Annotated in this window: 15 protein-coding genes and 6 tRNA genes; 10 read left to right on the top strand and 11 right to left on the bottom strand. The window is 58.9% G+C overall.

The window, feature by feature from the left end; genetic code table 11:
* Together ACZ42Y_RS01775 and ACZ42Y_RS01780 are read right to left on the bottom strand one after the other, a co-directional pair.
* A complete protein-coding gene (locus tag ACZ42Y_RS01775) occupies positions 1–450 on the bottom strand; it encodes a 30S ribosomal protein S13 (RefSeq protein ID WP_464735769.1) in 450 nt (149 codons plus the stop codon).
* 247 nt (positions 451–697) lie between these two features.
* Positions 698–772 (bottom strand) — tRNA-Phe (locus ACZ42Y_RS01780).
* Positions 773–963: 191 nt separating this feature from the next.
* On the opposite strand from ACZ42Y_RS01780, the gene ACZ42Y_RS01785 reads away from it, so the two are divergent.
* The 6 genes from ACZ42Y_RS01785 (at position 964) to ACZ42Y_RS01810 (ending at position 7,188) form a co-directional block, all read left to right on the top strand.
* Positions 964–1,042, top strand: a tRNA-Gly gene (locus ACZ42Y_RS01785).
* A gap of 367 nt (positions 1,043–1,409) precedes the next feature.
* Positions 1,410–1,694: a DUF4212 domain-containing protein gene (locus tag ACZ42Y_RS01790; protein ID WP_464735555.1), complete on the top strand. Its 285-nt coding sequence runs from the start codon at positions 1,410–1,412 to the stop codon at positions 1,692–1,694.
* Positions 1,695–1,707: 13 nt separating this feature from the next.
* Positions 1,708–3,459, top strand: a complete 1,752-nt coding sequence (locus ACZ42Y_RS01795; RefSeq protein WP_464735556.1) for a sodium:solute symporter family protein — start codon at positions 1,708–1,710, stop codon at positions 3,457–3,459.
* Positions 3,437–5,095: a CBS domain-containing protein gene (locus ACZ42Y_RS01800; protein ID WP_083494391.1), complete on the top strand. Its 1,659-nt coding sequence runs from the start codon at positions 3,437–3,439 to the stop codon at positions 5,093–5,095. Before ACZ42Y_RS01795 ends, ACZ42Y_RS01800 begins: the two co-directional genes overlap by 23 nt.
* Positions 5,092–5,691, top strand: a complete 600-nt coding sequence (locus ACZ42Y_RS01805; protein ID WP_058370073.1) for a 3'-5' exonuclease — start codon at positions 5,092–5,094, stop codon at positions 5,689–5,691. Before ACZ42Y_RS01800 ends, ACZ42Y_RS01805 begins: the two co-directional genes overlap by 4 nt.
* Positions 5,692–5,754: 63 nt before the next feature.
* A complete protein-coding gene (locus tag ACZ42Y_RS01810) occupies positions 5,755–7,188 on the top strand; it encodes an ATP-binding protein (protein WP_058370072.1) in 1,434 nt (477 codons plus the stop codon).
* A gap of 1 nt (position 7,189) precedes the next feature.
* Here ACZ42Y_RS01810 and ACZ42Y_RS01815 read toward each other — a convergent pair.
* The 3 genes from ACZ42Y_RS01815 to ACZ42Y_RS01825 form a co-directional block, all read right to left on the bottom strand.
* Positions 7,190–7,277 (bottom strand) — tRNA-Leu (locus ACZ42Y_RS01815).
* A gap of 160 nt (positions 7,278–7,437) precedes the next feature.
* Positions 7,438–7,731 (bottom strand): RNA polymerase, encoded by a 294-nt coding sequence (locus ACZ42Y_RS01820; protein WP_464735557.1) that lies wholly within the window; start codon positions 7,729–7,731, stop codon positions 7,438–7,440.
* A gap of 99 nt (positions 7,732–7,830) precedes the next feature.
* Positions 7,831–9,381 carry an AMP phosphorylase gene (locus ACZ42Y_RS01825; RefSeq protein WP_236698063.1) on the bottom strand — a complete coding sequence of 517 codons (1,551 nt, stop codon included), beginning with the start codon at positions 9,379–9,381 and terminating at the stop codon, positions 7,831–7,833.
* A gap of 213 nt (positions 9,382–9,594) precedes the next feature.
* Between ACZ42Y_RS01825 and ACZ42Y_RS01830 the strand changes: the two genes are divergently transcribed.
* Complete coding sequence (locus tag ACZ42Y_RS01830) at positions 9,595–9,846, top strand: hypothetical protein (protein WP_464735558.1); 252 nt, start codon at positions 9,595–9,597, stop codon at positions 9,844–9,846.
* A gap of 7 nt (positions 9,847–9,853) precedes the next feature.
* Here ACZ42Y_RS01830 and ACZ42Y_RS01835 read toward each other — a convergent pair.
* From ACZ42Y_RS01835 to ppcA, 5 genes are all read right to left on the bottom strand, one after another.
* Positions 9,854–9,941 (bottom strand) — tRNA-Leu (locus tag ACZ42Y_RS01835).
* A 60-nt stretch (positions 9,942–10,001) separates the two neighbouring features.
* Positions 10,002–10,132: transfer RNA gene (locus tag ACZ42Y_RS01840), tRNA-Ser, on the bottom strand.
* Positions 10,133–10,222: 90 nt separating this feature from the next.
* The gene (gene speE, locus ACZ42Y_RS01845; protein ID WP_083494390.1) at positions 10,223–11,140 is read right to left on the bottom strand and encodes a polyamine aminopropyltransferase; all 918 of its coding nucleotides are present in this window, start codon (positions 11,138–11,140) and stop codon (positions 10,223–10,225) included.
* A 171-nt stretch (positions 11,141–11,311) separates the two neighbouring features.
* Positions 11,312–11,389: transfer RNA gene (locus tag ACZ42Y_RS01850), tRNA-Val, on the bottom strand.
* 245 nt (positions 11,390–11,634) lie between these two features.
* Positions 11,635–13,143 (bottom strand): phosphoenolpyruvate carboxylase, encoded by a 1,509-nt coding sequence (gene ppcA, locus ACZ42Y_RS01855; RefSeq protein ID WP_464735559.1) that lies wholly within the window; start codon positions 13,141–13,143, stop codon positions 11,635–11,637.
* Between the two features lie 155 nt (positions 13,144–13,298).
* Here ppcA and ACZ42Y_RS01860 point away from each other — a divergent pair, with 155 nt between their 5' ends.
* The 3 genes from ACZ42Y_RS01860 (at position 13,299) to ACZ42Y_RS01870 (ending at position 17,588) form a co-directional block, all read left to right on the top strand.
* Entirely contained in the window at positions 13,299–14,243 is a 945-nt protein-coding gene (locus tag ACZ42Y_RS01860; protein ID WP_464735560.1) for a homoserine kinase, read from the top strand.
* Positions 14,244–14,260: 17 nt separating this feature from the next.
* Positions 14,261–15,424, top strand: coding sequence for a trans-sulfuration enzyme family protein (locus ACZ42Y_RS01865; RefSeq protein ID WP_058370066.1), 1,164 nt, complete (start codon positions 14,261–14,263; stop codon positions 15,422–15,424).
* A 64-nt stretch (positions 15,425–15,488) separates the two neighbouring features.
* On the top strand, positions 15,489–17,588 hold the full coding sequence (locus ACZ42Y_RS01870) for a S16 family serine protease (RefSeq protein ID WP_058370065.1): 2,100 nt from the start codon (positions 15,489–15,491) through the stop codon (positions 17,586–17,588).
* On the opposite strand, the gene ACZ42Y_RS01875 is transcribed toward ACZ42Y_RS01870, so the two are convergent.
* Positions 17,585–18,463: a protein-tyrosine phosphatase family protein gene (locus tag ACZ42Y_RS01875; protein ID WP_058370064.1), complete on the bottom strand. Its 879-nt coding sequence runs from the start codon at positions 18,461–18,463 to the stop codon at positions 17,585–17,587. The two genes, ACZ42Y_RS01870 and ACZ42Y_RS01875, sit on opposite strands and share 4 nt — an antisense overlap.
* Between the last annotated feature and the right edge of the window lie 26 nt (positions 18,464–18,489).

Here is an 18,489-nt window from a genome sequence, read left to right on the forward strand (position 1 = left end):
CTACTTGCGCCTCTTCACGCCAACGGTCATGCCTATGCGGCCGGTGGTAGCGGTCCTCTGGCCGCGCACCTTGAGGCCGAGGGCGTGGCGTATACCCCTCCAGCTTCTAATCCTCTTCTCACGCTCTATATCCCTCCTCACATAGTATATTAGATCAGCGCCTACTAAGTGTAGATCCTTGCCTGTCTCGTAGTCCTTACGGCGGTTCAGCATCCAGGAAGGTATACCCACCGCGGTGGGATTGGCTATAGCGTTCTCTATCCTCTCTATCTCCGCGTCTGTGAGGAAGCCTATCCTCTTGTTCGGATCTATGCCCAGGAGCCGGCAGAGAGCGAGGGCAAAGTTAACACCAACACCCTTGATCAACGAGAGCCCATAAACAGTCTTAATATCGCCCGGTATGTCCGTGCCGGCTATTCTAACAATGTACCTATACTGCTGCTCGCTCAGGCCAGCTCACCTCAGTCCACGCGATACCTGCTCCCCAGGCGCCCCGGCCAGAGTGAGCCCCTCTATAAGTAGCACTGCCCTGGGACCCCGAGGGGCAGGCAAGAGGCTTGCAAGAAGCCTCAGCCGCCACGGTACCACGTCAACGCCCCTCCTCGAGGGGCTCGCATGGGCAAGTCCTCATCACCGGGCCTCTCTAGACGCTGGGAAGCGAGAAGCAGAGGGGAGCATGCGGACCGGGCGGCACCGATGGTGCCGCCGCGGGGATTCGAACCCCGGACCGCCCGGTCTTCAGCCGGGCGCTCTCCCGCTGAGCTACGGCGGCACCATGTCTAGGGGGCACGCCGCCAGGGACTCTTAAGGCTAACCACTAATGGTTCAAGCGAGGAGGGTCTCAGCTTTTCCGGCTCTCTTCATCCCCGTCTTCGGGGGTCAAGAGACCCTCTTCTCAGCACAGGCCCCCGGCATCAAGGGATATAATCCGCCGGCCTTTTAGGGACAACATCGGCATGGAGCGCGGCGGTCGTCTAGCCTGGACTAGGACGCCGGCCTTCCAAGCCGGCGATCCCGGGTTCAAATCCCGGCCGCCGCACCAACCCTCAAAGCCGCAGCCGTAACCCTGGCTTCAACCGTATTATGGCGCAGATGCCCGCCACGGCCTGGTTTACAGCTGTTCCCTGACGCCGTTCCTGCGTTACTCCATAATATACGTTGCCTAATCACGCTATCCTGATCCCTATCACGCTGCGACACCGGAATCAAGCGGATGTAATTGTTCGCCTCGGCCAGGATGTATCGATACTACGTTGATGCCCGGCCCGGTCTTCATCCTGCTTCTTCTGTTTCCTTGTGAGCTTAGCATATATCCGCATACATAATTCTACATGTTCTATAACTCTTTATACTTTTACAACTGGAGTAATTAGTTTTAAATACTTCTACCGAGAGTACGTCGGGAGCCGGTGCGAGGTGACTTGTCAGCACTAGCTAGAGTCGACTATGAGAGGTACAAGAGGGCGTTTATGCTAGCGACGCTGGTCTTCTTCCTGGTATGGCTGGCAATAGCCTTCGGCCTACATCTGCCTGCTAAGAGCCTCTACGCGCCCCCAGGTAGCCCTGCAAGGATCAATGGCGCGCCGCTGAACTGGTGGATGATACAGGTAAGCATAGCGCTTGGCGTTGTCCTAGCCTTCGCCTATGCTTTTACCATAAACAAGCTCGACGAGAAGTATGGTATAGAGGCCTAGGGGGTGGGCGTGGATGGATGTACTCGCGGTATCCTTCCTAACGGCCACCATAATAGCTTATATCCTAATAGCTTATAGGGCCCGCGCCACTAGCACGGAGGAGTTCTACGTAGCGGCCCGCAGGGTCTCGCCGCTCCGCAACGGCATGGCTACTGCCGCTGACTGGATGAGCGGTGCTAGCTTCATATCAATGGCGGGCGCCGTGGCTATTCTAGGCTACGATGCCAGCGTCTTCCTGATAGGCTGGAGCCTTAGCTACGTGCTGCTTGCCATGCTTGTGGCACCGTTCCTGCGCAGCTACGGCAAGTACACCATACCGGACTTCTTCGAGGACCGCTACTACAGTAAGACTGCCAGGCTATTCGCTGTCATAATGCTCTACGTAGTGTCGCTGACCTACCTGACCGGCCAGCTGCTGGGCGTAGGTATAGTGCTGTCCAGGGCCTTCGGAGTCGACGCCACCATAATGACTCTGATAGCGCCTCTGCTAGTGATACTCTACAGCAGCCTCGGCGGAATGAAGAGCATTACCTGGACCCAGGTGGCGCAGTACATCGTGCTGATAACTGCCTACTGGATCCCGATAGTGCTCATAAGCCACCTATGGCATCCAATACCCCATATAGCCTACGGGCAGCACGTGGAGAAGGTTGACGAGATAGTCGAGCAGCTAAAGGGGCATGCATGGACCGAGCCGTTCTGGCGCCCCTATGCCAGCGGTACTGGGCAGCTCAACTGGGTGCTCAGCACACTGGCGCTGATGCTTGGCACCATGGGGCTGCCGCACGTGCTGATGAGGTTCTACACTGTGCCCAGCGTGAGGGATGCACGTAAGAGCGTGGCTTGGAGCCTGCTATTCATCAGCCTGCTATACCTCACAGCCCCGGTGTACGCCGCGCTGGCGGGTGAGAAGGAGTACCAGCTGACCGCGCTGGTTAAGAGCATGGATGGCCAGCCGTTTGATGCTGTGAAGCAGAAGCTTATGAGCATCAGCTGGGTTAGGAAGTGGATGGAGGCTGGGCTAATAAAGCTTGTAGATGAGAATGGTGATGGCGTGTTCGAGTACGGTAAGGACGTGTTCAGCATCCATAAGGACATAGCTGTGCTAGGCCTACCCGACATGTACGGCCTAGGGCCCGTAATAGCCTCGATAATACTGGTGGGCGGTATCTCCGCCGCGCTATCCACGGCTGACGGTCTGATACTGGCCATGACCACTGCTGCCACGCGTGACATCTACAAGTCGATAATCAACCCGAGGGCTAGCGAGAAGAAGGAGCTGATGATAGCAAGGATATCAATGGTGAGCATAGCGTTCATATCTGGCCTGCTAGCGTACCTGATGGCTGCCAACCCCGTGATAAAGGCCTATATAGCCAAGACTGTGGCATGGGCCTTCGCCTTCGCTGCCTCAACGCTGACTCCCGCGATGCTGCTGGGCCTGCACTGGAAGAGGGCCACCAAGGAGGGTGCTATCGCCGGCATGCTTGCGGGGCTGATAGTTGCTGTGCCGTACGTCGTGGGCGTGTCGCTGGGCTACATGAGTCCCGTAAGCATAGCGGGCCAGAAGATAGGCACTATAGCATGGGGCGTTATCGGCTTCCTAGTAAACTTGATAGTGAACATAGTGGTGTCGCTGGCCACCAGTGAGCCTCCGAGGCAGGTGCAGGAGCTGGTGGAGCGCATACGCGTACCGGTCCGTACAGAGAGCGCTGCCACCGTTGCTGCTAGGGGTGCCACCGATGAGGAGGCGCGTGCCGCGTGATCTCCTAGTTTTTTTGCACTCTAAGGTGTTTCCCCACTCTCCTCCCAGCCTTCTCGAGAACATGCTTGCCTGTAGCCGTGTCATGCTTCTCCGTGAGGGCGAGGAGGCGCGGGAGCCTGGGCTCTACATAGTTTATAGCGGCCTGCTATCTGTTGGGCAGCAGGAGTTTGAGCCGGGTGACTACGTTGTCTCGGAGGGTGGTGTAAAGGCTGTACGAGAGTCCGTGGTGATTTACGCCGATACCGAATGTGCTCGCGCGGTTCTTGCTCTCAGCGATGAGGAGTCGTGTTCGGTTAGTGACCTTGTGTATCGCAGCCCGGTGACGGTTAGCCCCGAGACTCCGGTAGTTGAAGCGGTCGGCATAATGCACCGTGAGGGTGTCTCCTCGATAGTCGTTGTTGATGGTGAGCGGAGGCCTTTGGGCATATTCACTGATACTGATCTTCGCCGGCTGGTTGCGCTTCACATGGATTTATCGAGGCCCGTGTCCGAGTATATGACGCCTAACCCGCTCTCCGTGAGGACCTCAGCTACATGCATGGAGGCTGCCTATCTCATGATGCGGAGGTATGTGAAGCACCTAGTCGTGGTTGACGATGATGGCAGGGTGAAGGGGGTCGTCAGTGTACGTGATATAGCCTACGCGGAGGCCCTAGGGCCCCTCTATATGCTCCGGCGCATACGTAGCGCCTCCAGCGTGGAGGAGCTCGCCGAGCGGTATCACGAGCTTGTCCGTGTACTCCGCCGGGAGGCTCGCCGCCTCCGCCCGGGAGAAGGCAGGGAGGCTGCGCATCTCGTGCGTATGGCGAGCCTAGCCCTTAGAGGCGTTATGGAGAAGGCTGCTGATCTAGCAGCTAGGAGGCTTGGCATCGGACAGAGTGGAGTTGCCTACCTTACTCTAGGCAGTAATGGGAGGCTTGAGCAGTTTCTCGCGAGCGATAGGGATACCATGCTGGTCTACTGGGGCCTAGGGGAGGGCCGTGCACGTGCATTTGCCGAGGAGGTGGAGTCTATCCTCGATAAGGCGGGCTTCCCCGGCTGTAGGCAGGGCTATACTGCTCGGCGCCTCCTATACTCTGGAGACGCCCTGGCCGAGGCTATAGGCTCTATGGCTGCTAACCCCCGGGATGAAAACCTCGTCATGCTCAGCATGATGTATGACGCCGCGAACGTCTGGGGAAGGGAGGGTGCGGCCGAGTGGGTTCGAAGGAGTATAGCCGAGAGCCTCCGGGGATCCAGCAGCTACATCCTGGAAGTGCTCCCCGCTTATAGGCCCAGGCTGGGGCTGGCTGGCAGGCTTCCACGCGAGCTAGACCTCAAGGCTCACGGGCTCGCGCCAGTGGTCTACGCGGTCAAGGCGTTCGCCATGGCTGAGGGGGTTTGGAAGCCGGTTAACACGCTTGATAGGCTACGTGAACTGGCAGCTATTGGCGTGGTTCCGGGGGACCTGGCGGCCGACGTGGCTGAGGCATACGAGCTACTGCTCTCCTTTACCTTGTGGATCCAGGCGGTCCATGGCGGGACTAGGGTAGAGACGGGCGAGCTGAGCGGCCTGGAGCGCTCGATTCTCCGCTCCGTCCTACGCACAGTCCAGCGGTTTGTGGACTATGCCAGGAGCCGGGGTATGGGGCCGTGAGGGGCCGGGGCTACGCCGCGGTTGATGTAGAGGCCACCTGCCTCGACCCTAATAACTGCAGGCTGGTCTCGGTGGCAGTGGTGCCTTTCGACGGCCATACTCTGGACCTCTCGGGGGTCGTGTACTACTCCGAGCCGCCTCGCACCGTTGGCGCCTCGGCGCTGGTGCATGGGGTCACGGGCTCCTGCCGCGCCGAAGGCTGGTTTGAGGACGTGCTTAGGGCGGTGAGGGGCAGAGTCCTAGTGGTATACGGGCGTCATGACGTAGAGTTCCTGGCTGCCGAGGCCAGGCGTAGGAGAGTTGGCGCCGAAGAGCTCTGCTACGTCGACGTGCTCTCGTGGCTGCTGAGCGTACCGAGTATTAGGGGCAGGGCAGTGGAGGCGGGGCGTCTCACCCTTGAGGATGCGCTCTCTGCAACGCTTGGCCTGCACATGCCCCCACGGAGATTCCACGATCCTGTGAGCGACGCTGTACACGCCGCGCTGCTATTCATACATCTTAGGAGGGAGTTTGGGAGGCCGCCCGTCCGGTGCATGCCGAGGGCCAGGAGGCCTAGGCTGCGCTGGCTATTCAAAATGCTCGGCCGGGGCTCCTAGGCAGTTTCGCTGAAGCGTATCCCGGGCCCACGCCGCGCACGCGGAGGTTCTGACGGGCGTCTATTGCAGGCGCTGGAGCAGATCCGCAGGCTGCTCAGCCGGGCCAGCATCCTAGAAGTGGCCGGGGTCCGGGAGCAGTTTGTAGACTACATGGACGTGTTCTACAAGCGCCTGCTAGGCGCGGGCGGCCGCTACGTTTTCGAGTGCCGCTCGGGCTCATGCAGCTCGAGGATAGAGCTGCCGGCACGCGAGTACCAGGCCGCGGTCACGGCTCCAGGGCTTCTGCTAAGCGAGCCGGGAAGCCAGAAGGGGGATGAGGGGTACACACTGCTACCGCCTCCCCGCGGCAATGAAATACTCTGGTGCAATGGGTACCCCGGAGGGGCGGAGGCTGGAGGCCTGGTCCTAGGCTACTGTGCCGGCTCCCCCCTGGTGCTTGACGAGGAGGCTCTCCTGCGCCACGTGCTCGTTGTGGGGGCGACGGGCTCCGGTAAGAGCCACACCGCTGCAAGGATAGCTGCATGCAGCAGCAGGATAGGCTTCAAGCCGGTTATACTCGACTGGCATGGAGAGTACGAGCAGCTACTCCGGGAGCAGGGCGTAGATGAATACAACGTTTTCTCCCACCCCAGGCTGCCCCCCGTGGCCTTCACGAGCCCCAGCATCCCCCTCGAGTCCTCCATCTCAGTGCTGGAAAGCGTGCTGGAGCTTAGCCCCTTCCAGTCGAGCATACTGGCCGCGTTCCTAGCCCTGGCAGCCAGCCAGAGCGTTAACACGGCTAAAGGACTACTCGACGCCCTAACCAGCCAGCTCGAGCCAGGTGTCATTGAGGAGATCCAGGGTATTCTTGAATCGGGGAACACTGTGCACGAGCTGCTACGGGCCATATCCTCTGTAGTAGCCAGGAAACGGGATGAAATGACGAAGGCAGAGAGGGAGATATGGCTAGCCCTCCTGAGGAGATTAAACCTGATAACAACCAGCGGGTATGCAGACCTATTCACGATAAGGGGCACAAGGAGGTTTGAAGCCATAGCGAATCTCAAGGACCCAATGCCGACAGTAATCCGGCTCGACTCTATACGCTCAACACGCATAAGGAAGATGTACGCCATATATCTTCTCCAAATGCTCTACACCCTCGCCACCTCTGGACAGCCAGCCAGGATCCTCATAGTTGTGGAGGAGGCTCACAATCTGCTAAACAACAATGTAGTCCCCGAGCTGCTAGCTGAAACACGCAAATACGGTATAGGCTTCGTAATGGTTGTCCACACCCCACGCCTGCTCCCCGAGCTGAGCGAGGCTAACTTCAATACGATAGTGGCACATAGAATAGTCTCGGTAAACGATAGGCTTCTCGTTGCACGTGCAATAGGCCTTGAGGACGACTCGCTGCTCTCAAGCCTGGAAGAAGGTACCGCGATAGTGAGGAAGCATGGAGCCCCGACGCCCGTACCAGTTGAGGTGGACGTGCAGGCTCCCTGTACCCACTAACTGGTGCGGGGGGTGGGATTTGAACCCACGCAGGCCTACGCCAGCGGGTCTTAAGCCCGCCCCCTTTGACCTGGCTCGGGCACCCCCGCGCCCAGCAAGCTCCGTGTAGCGAATACTATGTCAACAGGATGTGCCAGATATTCTTTGTTAATGTTAGTCAACGAGGATACCGCTCATAGCAACCGAGGATCGCGAAAAACAATGCGTAATGGCTTGGGCGCTTAGAGTGAGGAGGCACGGGATCCAGCGCTACTCCTCGCCTTCAAGCTCCTCCTGGAGTAGCTCCTGAAGCACCTCCTTGTACTCATCACGCTCCTGCTCCCACTCCTCAAGCGACTTGGGGGGCTTGCGCTTGGCCTCGCTCACCTTTAATGTTGTTATAGTGCGCTCCTCCTTCGGGGTAGCGCCGACTATGGTATAGTCCCTCAGCTGGCTGCTCTCCACGGTCATAATATAGCCGCACCTTGTACAGCGTAGCACCACCTTGCCATCTTCACGCTTAACTGGTATCATTAGTCCGCCACAGCGGGGACAGAATTGCATAGCTTTACCTCCATCCACCGCTCTACATTAACAAGACCTTGCCGGCGCTGCCTCACAACATAAGCTCTCTATATATGCTTATCCGTCCCCCGGAACTGTTCAGGGGAAAAGCTTGACCACTACCCCCTCTATTATTACCGCCTCATGCTCCTCAACCACCCTCAGCGCCTCATGTAGCCGCGCATCGCTGGAAGAATATATAGTGAGCAAGGGGTCGCCCTTCTTCACCCTATACCCCGTCTTAACATGAAGCCTTATGCCAGCCGACTTGTCATCCGGCGCGCCGGCAGCCCTAGCCGCGAGAGTTATGGCAACATTATCTATCGTCGACACCACCCCGTCCCGCGGCGCCCTTAGCGTTATCTGCTTACGCCCCAGGCGTATGTCCTCAGGCTTAATGTCGGGGTCGCCCTGCTGAATATCTAGTATCTCTCTAAATTTCCTGTAGGCTGCCCCGCTTCTAAGCGATTCACATGCCAGGCTATAGCCGCCGCCACGTGGGGCCACGCCGCCCAGCTCAAGCACAAGACCGGCCAGGCTGCACGCCTTTTCCACAAGGCTCAGGGGGCCATCACCCTTGATGAGGGTTTCAAGCGCTTCACGAGCCTCCAGGGCTGGGCCGACGCCATAGCCTATAGGCTCGTTGCCGTAGGTTATTGCTACCCTCATGTTTATCCCGAGCCTGCCCGCCTGCGAGAGGAACAGGGAGGCCATGGACGTGGCGTCCTTCTCGTTCTCGACCTTGGCTCCACGGCCCACAGGTATGTCTATAACAAGCCTTGAAACGCTCATGGCAAGCTTCTTGGCCAAGATGCTGGCAACCATCTGTGTTGGAGGGTCTATGCCGAGTCTCCTCTCAACCCGTATGAATATGTCGTCGGCGGGCGCGAGGTTGAGGGCACCGCCCCACACTATGAGCCCGCGAGCCTTGAGGGCCATTTCATGTATCTCTTCTGGGGTGAATGTCACCCTTGCAAGCACTTCCATTGTATCCGCTGTGCCGGCTGGGCTTGTTATGGCTCGGCTGCTCGTCTTGGGTATGAGCAGCCCTCGGGAAGCCACTATAGGCACCACTAGGAGCGCAACCTTGCTATTGCCCGGGACGCCGCCTATGCTGTGCTCATCGTACACGGGCTCGCCGAAGGCTACGACATCGCCGGTGTCAACCATTGCCCGTATTAGGTAGACGAGCTCATCCTCGGTAATCCTGTAATGCATCTGGCTCACTAGGAACGCTGCTATCTGCGCGTCATCGTAGAGCCCGGCCACAATGTCGCCTATGAGCTGCTTGTAGTCATTTGCATCGAGGCGCTTACCTTCAAGTCTACGCTCGAAGGCATCAAAGCTGGCAGGGAACTCGAGGGGGTATATCTCAGCGGCTCTGCACTCGCCCAGCCTCTCGAGAGCCTGGCGGGTAAGCGCCAGTGAGCCGGGCTCAACCCGGGTACTATGGAGCGCTACCACACCAAGGCTCCGGCCACCGCACACCACAACTGCGCGGGAGCCTGCGGGGATACCCAGGTTCTCAGCATCCTTAGGGTTGAGGAGAGCAGCGGAATCACCAATATCTATGTCGGCCTCTTCTACGTGGAAACCACCATTACGGCTAGCCATAGCAGGCCACCAGTAGAGTCTGAAGAGACGCCGCATTCCAGGGGACACGAGCCCAGGGTTAGATACGCTTAGGCAGGTACCAGTGGCCGCAGATGCAGCTTCAATGCTAACAGTTAGCTCTTAAGCGGCATTGGTGCACGGGCACGCGTCGGCGGAGCCTCCGCCATGTGCAAGAAACCGTTATTGATAATATTCACGCTACACGGGTCAGCACTGAGGCTGAAGGCCCACTATCATCCGAAGGGCTGTATGAGGGCTAGGCAGAGCCACGTAGATCTTCCATGCAGCATAGAGCCGCTCTGCAGCCTGGCAGCCAAACGGGGAATGAAGCTCGCCTGCCGGAGCCTAGAGGGCTGCATAACAGTAATGGAGCCGGTGACCGGGATCGAGGCGAGACTCTGCAGCCAGAGTGGCAGCCTAGCCTGCTCTAGGCAAGTCTACGTAATGAGGACCAGGGGCGGCAGCCTCTACATAGGGCCCGTGGTGTACAATGGAGGGTAGGTAGGGGTGGTGCGGGGGGTGGGATTTGAACCCACGCAGGCCTACGCCAGCGGGTCCTCAGCCCGCCCCCTTTGACCTGGCTCGGGCACCCCCGCGCCCAGCAGGCCCTCCCGGGGGATGGACAGAGCCCCCCGGGAGGTTTTGAAGCTTAAGTGTGGCGCCGGGGGCGGGATTTGAACCCGCGCGCCCCTCCACGGGGCAGTGGGTCTCCCGGAGCCTTGGGCAGCCGGAAAGGGATACATGCAGGTCTCGAGCCCACCGCCTTGGACCGCTCGGCCACCCCGGCGCCCAGGTGACCGGATAGCCTTAACATCGGACTGGGGGCTTTTACACTTGCTTCCCCCGGGCATAAGCCCACGCAAAAACCCAGCACAGCCTATACAGGAACATAGACGGGGTTACTATCGGTGGCTACGTCGGTGTAGCGTTCAAGGCTGTCACGTATGGGTTTTGGCAAAGTGAACATCCACTCGTGTGTAGCGCCATCGTAGAAGCGTAGAGTCCCCCTAATCCTCTCCCGGATCAGCCTGTCCACATCTGCGGCCCGGAGAGCCGCAGGATCAACGGCGTCGGAGGCTGCCACAAAGCCCCAGAGCCCATTATAGCTTCTCACATAGGTAACATAAGGCCTTACAATACGGAACACCGAGGCCATGGTGTTCCTTACAGTGGCGTAGACCCTTGGAGTGAGCACCGGCGAGGATGCCTGAGTCACCACTATCCCGCCGGGCTCCAGGACGCCGGCGACGAGCTTATAGAACTCAAGCGTGTAGAGGAGAGCCGCCGGTCCTCCCTCCATGGGGTCCACCAGATCAAGTATAACTGCGTCGAACCGCTCACTAGTCTCAGAGAGGAACTTGCGTCCATCCTCTAGCACTAGCTCCAGCCTCTCATCGTCGAAAGCTCCCTGGTGCCACTCGGGCAGATGCTTCTTAGCAAGCTCCACAAGCTCCTTGTCTATATCAACCATGGTTACGTGCTCCACACAGCTGTGCCTCAGCACCTCTCTGACAGTGGCGCCCTCTCCACCACCAATTACCAGAACCCGCCGGGGGCAGGGATGAGACAGCAGCGTCGGGTGTACCAGGGCTTCATGGTACCAGTGCTCGTCAAACAAGCTACTCTGCACCTTGCCGTCGAGGACAAGGGCCTTCCCTATGCCTGCAAGCTCAGCTATAAGGTATTCCTGGAACCTCGTAGATCCTGCAGCGTATATCTTCTTCACACTACGTATACACGCCTCTCCTTCATCCGTCCACTCGGCCACTATCCTCCAGGGAAGCTTATGCGCCAAGACGCCGCCCCCAAAGCCTCGCCTTTCTTAAAGCTCTGGAGCCCTCCCCTAAGCCCAAGAGGGGGAGTGCGTCTTGAGGGGGAGTAAAAGCATGGTGGAGAAGCAGCTATGAAGCGCAGGACAGGACGCACCAGAATGAGCGCAAGGAGCCTCTGAGAGGAGGCTGGAGAGTGGTGGGCCCGCGGGGATTTGAACCCCGGACCTCCGCCGTGTAAGGGCGGCGTCCTAACCAGGCTAGACGACGGGCCCGCCCGCGGGCCTCCATGCACCAAGGATGGCATGATCCTAACTCGTGGTTATAAGCTCTACGCCGGCTCCCCAGGATGAGGGTGAGGAAGCATAACTCGTCCAAGGGCTCTCATAGCTCAATTTTAAGCGCCAGCCCTAATGCCTTGAGGGAAAGCGGTGATGACGTTCGCTAGGGGCGAGCGCAGGCGATGAGCGTGTATGGCGGAGGCTGAAGAATCTCGTTAGCTTCATCCTACAGGTGGGTCTCAGCCCAGGCTCCCGCGGAGGACGCCTGCACGGGCTATGGCCTTCTCCGCAGCCTCCTTAAGCCCAAGCCTTATAGCGCGCTCAGCGCTCTTGAGGGCTTCCACATACTCCTCGGTGGGTTCCGGCGGGTCGCCTCCGACAATGCTCTTGGCCATCTCAACATCCTGCTCAAGGAGGCTAAAGGCTTTAGGATCCTTTATGAAGCTAGCTGCCACCTCAGGCACGTAGAACCTTAGATCATATTTTATGTCTTGCTTTAGCAGCGGCAGTGCATGGAGTAGATGCTCGACAGCATCGCTACCAAGCTCCTTCTCTACGCGTCTAAGCCCTCGGCCAAACCCTATGAGTGACGGGGGTATACCCATTGTGTATAGGCTAGCAGCGTAGGATATGGCTCTTGGGAGCTTGAGGCTCCTAGGAGGCTTCATGGAGAGAAGCTCCCGGTCCGCCGCGAATGCCGGGCTGGCCTCAATGCTCCGTGGATACTCTCCGTGGGAGAGCCTAGCCCTTCTACGGGGGACAAAGCTGGCTATATAGGGTATTATGTCGACTATACGCAGCACTAGGCGTAGGTACTCCGCGGTGAACACCTTGGCTATGCTTATTAGCAGCCTCTCCTCCTCCTGGCTAAGCAGCCTAGGCTGCGCGTGAAGATTACGGTGCAGCTCATCCACCACCTTCTCTACGGCCTTCGGCCCCTGGTCGTAGCGGAGGCCAGACTGGATGGTTACAGTCGAGTAGCCGGCATACTGCTTGACGAACTCTCTAACACTCCAGGGCGAAAGATGGCCGCGGAAAGGAAGCGCGCCAACACCCATTATAGGGTGTACACGTGTATTCTCCTTCTCGGCCCAGCGGTGGAGACGGGAGAGGGCATAGACCATAGCTATACTGGAGGCCACGTGGCCGTAAGCTAGCGCGGTGTCCGACTTGCCTAGGAGGACGCGGTAGTGGCTGTAGTGCAGTCCTAGGTAGGTTAGCAGCGCGTTCTTCATGCCCTCTAGTATCTTATCGACATGCAGGAGTGACTCCATGTCCTCAACGAGCGGTATAACCTCTATGTGGCCGGTCTTTACGCCGAGCTCCTCCTCTGCGAGCCTCTGAATCTTGAATATCCTGCGCTGAAGCACATAAACCTCATAGCCACTAGAACACATAGGAGTTATTATATACTTGACTGCCTGGCTGCCCGTCCTGACTATCGACCTCTTGTTGGCTGTTAGAACGCCCCAGAGCACCATTACCTGGCGCTCCGGGTCCTCAAGCCTCTCCGAGGGTATCCTAGGCGTTATGAGGAAGTCCTCCCCGGGCTGCAGCCCATAGCGGAGGGTCTCCTCAACAACCCACGCTACCTGGTGATAAGGCGTGAGCTTCCCCTCATAATCTATCATCTTCTCATCCAGCCCTAGGCCTCCACGATCCCTAGGGAGCAGGTCGCGCAGAGCCTCTTCGACCTCCTCCTCCGCGGTAAACCCTCTGCTTGCGGAGTCTGGATGCTGGGTAGCCATTGCTAGAGGCACTGGGTACCCTAGCACAGCCTCACTACCCCCAGCATCCCGGGGGGAAAACCCACATTTAAGCTACTCTCCTAGAGCTAGGGCTCCCCGAGGCATAGGGGAGTGACACTAGCAAGGAAGGGCCTCGAGGTGCCGGGGGGTCATGCATGCACGGAGGCGTGAGGGTTAGAGCATATTCCAGCAGCGCCAACCTGGGCCCGGGCTTCGACAGCCTAGCGATAGCCCATACGGCGTTCTACGACGAGGTGGAGGCTCGCCTCACCCCGGGGAGGGGGCAGGTGGTTGTAGAGTCCGTCTATGGCCCCTACGCCCATGGAGCTGGCAGAGCCGAAACCGCCCGCAGAGCGGTAGAGGAGCTGCTAAGACTCGCCAAGAGGAGCATTGAAGGCCACAGCATAGTTCTCCGCATCTACAAGGGTGTGCCTCCTGGCCGGGGACTTGGGAGCAGCGGCGCCTCCGCAGCAGCGGCGGTAAAGGCTGTCCAGATACTCCTAGACCTCAAGGTTCCTGACAGCATTCTCGTCGAGGCTGCCGGCCGGGGGGAAGCGGCTGCCGCCGGTGAGCCGCACTACGATAACGTGGCTGCAAGCCTACTAGGTGGCCTTGCCATAGCAGCGCTTGACAAGAACGGTAGGCTTCATGTTACCAGCATAGACGTGGACGCTTGGATGACCCTCATAATACCTAGGGCCGAGGTAGGCTCCGCAAAGACAAGGTTCATGCGCCAGGTACTCCCCAGGGAGATGGAGCTAGATAGGGCAGCCAGGAACTGGGGTAGACTGGCGCTGCTGGTTGCTGCGGCGGCACGAGGAGACCTCAGAACCTTCGGCGCGATGATGATGCAGGACGAGATAATAGAGCCCGCCAGGTCCAGGTTCATACCATGCTACGACGTCATAAAGAATGCTGCCCTCGATGCAGGAGCTCTCGGTGTCACAATAAGCGGCGCCGGGCCCTCCATGATAGCGCTCACCGAGACTCGGGACAAGGCACTCAGGGTAGCAGACAGCGTGCTTAAGAATTGTAAGTGCTGCGATATAGAGGAGGTGAAGGTTGCGAGAACGGCTGGACCGGCCAGCGCGATAAGGTAGAGGGGAGAGGAGCAGGGATGAAGCGCTACAAGGCTACCAGAGCTATACACGGGGTCCATGAAGGACCCATCACCGCAGAGGACGTAGTTCCGCCTATAAACATCTCCGTGGTATACCGGTTTATCGAGGCAGCAACCAGCCCCGATGAGGAGATAAAGTACGGGCGCGAGAATAATCCAACCACAATGCGTCTCGAGTCGACGCTCGCCGAGGTAGAGTCGGGAGAATGGTGCCTTGCATTCAACACTGGCATGGCAGCCATAGCCACGCTTATTCTCAGCTTAGCGGGCCCGAGAAGGAGGATTGTCGCGAGCAGGCTTCTCTATGGCTCGACGAGAACGCTTCTCGAGAAGCTTACAACAGTGGGTAAGGACTTTGAACTTGCCTACGCAGGGCCACCATGGGACGAGCTGCTCGCCGCCATGAAACCCGGAGATATAGTGCTTGTAGAGACTATAGGCAATCCCACCCTCCGAGTGCCACCCCTACGAGAGATGGCAAAGGAGTGCATTAACAGGGAGTGCACGCTCGTGGTCGACAACACATTCGCGACCCCCGTTATCTACAGGCCGCTGGAGGATGGCGCGAGCATTGTTGTTGAAAGCCTAACCAAGTACATAGCCGGTCATAACGATGTGCTGGGCGGCGCCATCTGCGGCCGCGAGCCAGGCCTCCGCAAACGCGTCTGGGAATGGAGGAAGCTCATGGGGACCATACTCCAGCCTCTAGACGCCTACCTGGCCGCCAGAGGGCTCAAGACGCTCCACCTACGTGTTAGATACTCCTCCGAATCAGCTATGACTATAGCAAAATGGCTTCGGGAGAGGCCCGAGGTGGCCAAAGTCTACTACCCAGGCCTCCCCGAGCACCCCGACCACGGCACCGCGGAGCAGCTATTCAACGGCCTCTACGGCGGTGTCGTATCCTTCGAGCTGAAGGGCGGGGCCCAGGCCGCCAAAAGGTTCCTCCAGGCGCTGAAGACGGTAACGCCGTCCCCGAGCCTGGGCGGCGCCGAGAGCCTCGCAGCCTACCCCTATGAGAGCAGCCACCGGGACCTCAGCGAGGAGGAGAAGAGGAGGCTAGGCATAACCCCCGGCCTCATAAGGCTCAGCGTGGGGCTAGAGGACCCGGAGGACATAATCTCTGACCTAGAATCAGCACTTATGAAGGCACGGGGCTAGGCTGGAAGCGCGACCGCTACCTGTATCAGAGGCCCGGGGGCTGGAGGGCCCTGGGGCTAGGGCAATGACGCCAGGTAGGCCTCTAGTGCTTCTCTCACTCCTCTTCCTCACTATGGCTACCATAGTAGCCCCCGTCGCGGGATCCACAGCCCCCGGGTACAAGTGGATTAACACTGTTGTAGTTAATGTACCCGGTGTTGTAGAGACGCCGGAAGGCTACAAGGGGGCTATGTCGCGGCTTATAGTCACCGTGGCCTGGCCGGGTAGCGGTATAGTCTACTTCTCCGCTAACCCGCTGACCGAGCTGGACACACAAGCAGCCGCCCGCATGGCGGCTCTCGTAGCCTCTATACTGGCTGGGGTTAACTACTACTCCTACGACTACTTCATAAGGCTCGAGTCCAACGCGACAACCATTGGCGGGCCTAGCGCTAGCGGGGCCATGACAGTCGCGATAATAGCCGCGCTGAGGGGCAAGAGGATACCGGAGAACTTCTCGATGACGGGTATGGTAGACCCCGATGCCACCCTCGGCCCCGTGGGCGGTGTACCCGAGAAGCTTGAGGCCGCTGCCAAGGCTGGTGTGAAAGTCTTCGTCATACCCGCCGGGCAGCGCTACAGCATAGACCTTAACACCGGGGATAGAGTGGACGTAGTTGCCCTTGGCAGGCAGCTTGGGGTCAAAGTAGTAGAGGCGGGCACCATAGCAGAGGCGTACGAGGCCGCCACTGGGGATAAGCTCTATACCCCGAAACAGCTCAACCTTAATTACCCTGCATGGCTGGCGGAGTCTCTTAAGAGGAGCATAGAGGTATACCGGGAAGCCGCCTCCACCAATCTGACCTGCGCCGAGGAGCTGCTGGCAAAACTGCCAGGTTCTATAGCAGACCAGCTCCACGGCATAATAGATGATGCCGGCCACAGCGTTAACGTGGGCCGAAGCCTCGATGCGGCAGGCAAGCTGTACGCTGCAGCCTCGAGATACTTTGCAGCCGCGATAGAGGCTACCTATGCTTGCGGTATAGCTAAGGCCTTCTCCAGCGACCAGCCGGCGACGACGATAATCGAAGAAGCTAGGAGCTACATAGACGCTGCCAGCGCCATGCTCGGCGACGCATACAAGCTGATGCATAGATTCCTGGAGGGGAAGAGAGACATCAGCGATGTAGAGCTGCAGCTGCTCACAGCCTCCGCTTCGAGGCTTTCCGATGCAAATGAGAGCTTAGAGGAAGCTGCCTCACTGCTGAAGACGGCGAGCAAGTCCTCCGGGCTTGCAGCGGCAAGCATTCTTGACAAAGCACTGCAGGAGGCTATCTACAGCTACTACCGCTCAATGACTGCAAGCCAGTGGCTCGAGCTAGCCCTAGCTGCGCCCAGCGGAAAGCCGATAAACATAGATACCTTGCCCAGGGTAGTGGATACCTACACCTACTTTGCCGAGTCAGCATTAAGCTACCTGCAGACCCTCGGAGTGGACGTGAGCGACGTAGCTGAAAGGGTGGCGGAGGCCAAGCAGCTCGCGGCCCAGGCGGCAGAAACCGGGGATAGGGTACAGCTTCTCCAGGCACTAGCCTACTCGGTGCAAGGGCTAGCCCAGGTCGACGGGAAGCTCCACCAGGTGTTCAACACCGGGATATCGGTGCTCGATGCATCCAGGAAGAGCCTAGACATACTGGTCGAGAAGCTGCTGGGCCTCGGGCTCACCCCACTCCTCCCAATGATGTACCGAGAGTACGCTGAGACCCTCGTCGACGTCGGAGGCAAGCTCGATCTCTACGTGCAGGCCTCAAGCTATGCACTGCTCCTGGCCATCATAGGAGGAAGCCGCACGGGGGCAAAGCCGCCAGCCGCAGCCGGGGCCACTACGGGAGGAGTGGGTGGGGCAGCAACCACCGTTACCATAACACATACGGTTACGGCGAAGGAAACGGTTACAGTAACCAAACCCAAATACTATACGCGCACAACGGTAAGCACCACCACGTTAACTAAGACGCTGGAAAAAACCACAACATTAACCATTAAAAGCACGACAGCAGGGGTTGCAGCAAACAATACACCTACACGGAGAGGCGCGGGCCTAGGCACGCCGGCAGCCTGCGTGGCCTTTGCCGGGATAGCGCTTGCTCTAGGCGCCCTGCTGGGGAGAGTGCTGAGAGGCTAAGAGAGCCAGGGCACATCCTCCGGCTTTCTAACCCTTACCACCGGCTCCACATCCACGCCCATAGTAGCGAGTATCGAGGCAAGACCTTTGCTCAGCTTCCCATGGTCTACCTGTGGTATCCTGCGTATCGCCGCCGGATGGGATCTCCTCGGAACCCATATGGTGAGTTCTAGAGCCACTTTCTTGCCGGCCTTCCTCGCCGCCATGCCCGCCACAGTGTAGCCGGCAATGTCGGCTAACAGCCGTGCCGCTCTGGCCAGGGACGTGTCAAGCTCTAACGCGCTGCGGAACAGCTCCTCCGGCTCAGCGCCCAGGTAGGAGGATAGACTGAGAGAGAGCAGTGCGGCATACTCGGGAAAGGGGTCGTCGATATCGCGGCTCCTGGAGAGCTCGCTGGCAGTACCGCTTCTCACAGCGAGCGAGTAGGCCTCGAGAACACTGCGCTGGGGCAGTGTCTCAAGCCCGCAGCCCGTCGTCCTGACGACCTCCGACTCGGCTGCGAGGTACGGCCTCACACCCATCTTCGCGACGAGCCAGGCGGCCGCCACAGTGGAGCTCCTCCCACAGCCTCGGAGACAGTGGACGAGCGCAGGCTCCTCAATGGACTCTATGATGTAGGACAACTCTACCAGTGTAGGCGCGTTATACTCGCCTATAGGCCGCCAGACGAACTTCACGCCACCCATGCCCTGAAGCAGCCGGGGGTCGTAGCCCCCGCTGAAAGCGTGCTCGGATGGAGACGCTAGAGAGACTACTGTACGGAACTTGGACAGCACCTCCTCTAGGTCGTCTGGCCTCGGCATAGGGGATACTGCTAGCCTGCCTTCAACCACCCAGCGGGGCTTCAAGCCCTCTGCGGGAGTGAAGTGCTCCATCCATGCAGGCACCCCCAGGGGGTAGG

The organism is Pyrodictium brockii (assembly GCF_055379715.1).